We start from the raw sequence: 3,158 nt of genomic DNA on the forward strand, positions 1-3,158 counted from the left end.
ACGATAACTCCATAGTGTTAACGGCATGTAACCGGTTCCGTTCAACCGCGGGTTCATTGTTCGTTCTTCGAACGCAACGAAACCCTAGCTGTTAGTGGCTGGCTTTTTATTTATTATTGTTTTTCTGTTGGATTTATTTTTTTATATTGCGACGTATTAAAGTTTTATTAAAAAAACAAGAGTTTAGTTGTAGCTAAACATATTTATGTCTAAATTTGCACTTAAAGATATTGAGTCTATAAATGGTAAACAAACATTTAATCAACTGGAAGTAAATGGTCAAAAGCAACTTGACAATTTCGAGGCTGATTTAAGTGATACAACGTATATTAGTGAATTTAAAACATTACTAACTTATATGGAATATATTGCTAATAATAAAACGTTACCACAAACTAAATTTAAAGATATTACGCCAAAAAAACAAAAAGTCAAGGAGTATGAATTTAAAAGTAAACACTTACGAGTTTATGCAATTCAACAAATTAATGGTAAAATAATAATTTTAGGTGGATTTAAAAATAATCAAAAGGAAGATATAAAAAGGTTTCGCTCGTTAAAAAAACAGTATTTAGACTCACTAATACCAAAAAAAAAGTAGTCTAATTGTTAAAGATTAAGTTTCAGTTTTGTTAAATTTATTCAAATAGGAGAAACGTTATCAGAAATTATGAAAAGAAAAGAATTAATTAAAAGTAAAGAGTATTGGATTTCAAAAATTCAATTAGATTTATTTGAAATGATTGAAAATTACCGAAAAGAAAATAACCTTACAAAAACGCAATTAGCTGAAAAATTAGGAGTTTCTAAAGGGTATATTAGTCAAATCTTAAACGGAAATTTTGACCATAAAATAAGTAAATTGGTAGATTTAGCTTTGGCATTTGATAAAGTTCCGCTTTTAGAGTATGAAAATGTAAATAATTACATATTGAATGATTCTATTGGATTAAAAACGGAATTGACAAAACAAATAAATATTGAATTAAATTATTCTATTCCATATCCTATTAAGGAAAAAATAAATACAAATAACAATGACGATTATTTCTCAGAAATATGGGAATATAGTGGAAAACTAAACATTTTTAACGATGCTAGTTTTACAAAAAAAGATAAATGTTATAATTAAAAGTTATGTCTGATTTAGAATTTGCACTAAAATTGATTAAGGTAAAAATTGAAGAAATTAACTTTAAAGAACCTGATGAAGATTTTATAAATAATTTCGATGAAAATTTTCTAAAGATTTCTGTTGGATTGAAGTTTTCTCATAATCTAGAGAAAGAAGTTCTGACGGTAAACTTAAATATTTTATATGATTATCAAAAAGATGATGATGATATTAAAACTTCATTGCTAGATTATAAGGGGTCGTTTGATTTCCATATTCAAAATCTTAAAAATTTAGTTAAAATTGAAAATGACAGCATTAATTTTCCAAATGTAATTTTGGAAACTGTAGCTGGTATTTCAATATCTTCTGGTAGAGGTATAATAATAGCAAAAACAGCAGGGTCATTTGTAAATAAATTTTATTTACCCATTTTAGACACGAGGGAATTACTTAAAAATGATAACGAGAATAATATTGTTGAATAATTAAAAAATCAGTTTCTTCAATTTTCCGTTTTTATGTCTTGTCCTGATATAGGTTGACTATTTTTGGATGTTTACTCATTTCAAAAATAGTTGATTGTAGACGTAATATTGATAAGTTTAGAAAAAATCTTTTGAGGGATTTTTTTCCAAACTTGCCAACATTCCTACGCAACTAAAATAGGGATTTTATTCTTCTTATAAGACTTGTATTTGTGAATTTGATTCACATGAGCAAATTCAGGTGTTTTCATTCCTAGAGAGCAATGTCTGCGCTGGTTATTATAAATTTCAATTGCTTGTTTCACCATTTTTTGAGAAGTTTTTAAGTTTGGAATTGTTTTATTTAGTCCAAATTCTTGTTTTAATATTCCATTAATTCTTTCTGCGACCGCATTTTCGTATGGGCTGGAATTTTGGGTTGTACTAAGAATAATGTTCTTCGATTTGGCAAATTCAGCAAAATCGGGACAGCAATATTGTATTCCTCTATCGGAATGATGGATTAGATTTTCATTTTTGTAACGTCTGTTTTTAACAGCCATTTCTAAAGCCTCTTTGACAAGTTTTACGCGCATATTGGTATCAATTTTGTATCCCATAATTTTCTTGGAATAAACGTCCGTAACTAAGGCTAAATAAGCATGTTGGGAAGCAAGTTTAATGTAAGTTATATCGCTGACGAAGACCTGTTCTGCGTGTTTAATTTCTAAATCAGCTAATAAGTCTTTTGATTTGTAAAACCCATGCTTAGAGTCTGTTGTAATGTGATATAGTTTTGTTTTTCGGATTAATAAATTGTGATATCTTAAAAAATGAATGAACCTATCTCTACCCATTTTGATATCATTTTTTTTAAAATCATCTTTTAGGTCAAGATATAGTTTTTTGGCTCCATATCGAGCCATTTTTTGGCGAATAGGAGTGATGAGTTTTTTGATTTTTAGAGTTTCTAAATCCTCAATTTTTTGTTTATTAATTCGTTTGTAATAAGCCTGCGTGCTTATTCCGAAACACTTGGAGAACCATTTGATTTTAAAAGGTCTTTTTTCTTTTTCTCCACTTCTTTTAGCAATGCTTCGGGCAATGACTTTTTTGCAAAATCAAGATTAGTGCTTACTTCAAAATCAGCAATAATCATTTGCTGAAAGTCTTTAATGAATTCCAGTTCTTCGATACGCTCTTTAAGTTTTTTTAGTTCTTGATTCTTGCTCATAGTTTTGGAGTTTTGTTCAAAGGAACGCAATTTTTTCATCCAATACGTTATTGAGGAGCGAGAAATCCCATGCAACTTAGAAGCGTGATTTAGGGAAATCTGACCATTTGAAATTTGGTCAATGATGGAAAGTTTGAGATCAAAACCGATTTTTTTGTACTCAATTTTTGGACAGTGTTCTTTTTTTGTGGGTTTCATAGTTTACTAAAAGTGTTTAATTTTTAGTCAACCTATTTCAGGATTTGTCAGTAGTGTTTTGCCTGAAAATGTTAGTCCTTTGTAAATATATATAAAACAAATTAAGATGACAAAAAAAAGAAGATGAAGTAGTTGTACCGACTAC

Annotated in this window: 5 protein-coding genes; 3 read left to right on the forward strand and 2 right to left on the reverse strand. The window is 28.4% G+C overall.

All coding sequences use genetic code 11. The annotated features are described in order from the left end of the window. Positions 1-205: 205 nt before the first annotated feature. The 3 genes from BUC11_RS16360 to BUC11_RS16370 all read left to right on the forward strand — a co-directional run bounded on the left by BUC11_RS16360 (position 206) and on the right by BUC11_RS16370 (position 1,602). Positions 206-601 carry a hypothetical protein gene (locus BUC11_RS16360; protein WP_073355762.1) on the forward strand — a complete coding sequence of 132 codons (396 nt, stop codon included), beginning with the start codon at positions 206-208 and terminating at the stop codon, positions 599-601. Positions 602-670: 69 nt separating this feature from the next. Then, positions 671-1,132, forward strand: coding sequence for a helix-turn-helix domain-containing protein (locus BUC11_RS16365; protein ID WP_073355763.1), 462 nt, complete (start codon positions 671-673; stop codon positions 1,130-1,132). Between the two features lie 5 nt (positions 1,133-1,137). Next, positions 1,138-1,602, forward strand: a complete 465-nt coding sequence (locus tag BUC11_RS16370) for a hypothetical protein (protein WP_073355765.1) — start codon at positions 1,138-1,140, stop codon at positions 1,600-1,602. Between the two features lie 164 nt (positions 1,603-1,766). Here BUC11_RS16370 and BUC11_RS16375 read toward each other — a convergent pair whose 3' ends face one another. Beyond that, positions 1,767-2,687, reverse strand: coding sequence for an IS3 family transposase (locus tag BUC11_RS16375; protein ID WP_139259556.1), 921 nt, complete (start codon positions 2,685-2,687; stop codon positions 1,767-1,769). After that, a complete protein-coding gene (locus tag BUC11_RS16380) occupies positions 2,603-3,013 on the reverse strand; it encodes a helix-turn-helix domain-containing protein (RefSeq protein ID WP_073355769.1) in 411 nt (136 codons plus the stop codon). Before BUC11_RS16380 ends, BUC11_RS16375 begins: the two co-directional genes overlap by 85 nt. Positions 3,014-3,158 lie beyond the last annotated feature (145 nt).

This window comes from Flavobacterium xanthum (genome assembly GCF_900142695.1).
Lineage (GTDB): Bacteria > Bacteroidota > Bacteroidia > Flavobacteriales > Flavobacteriaceae > Flavobacterium > Flavobacterium xanthum.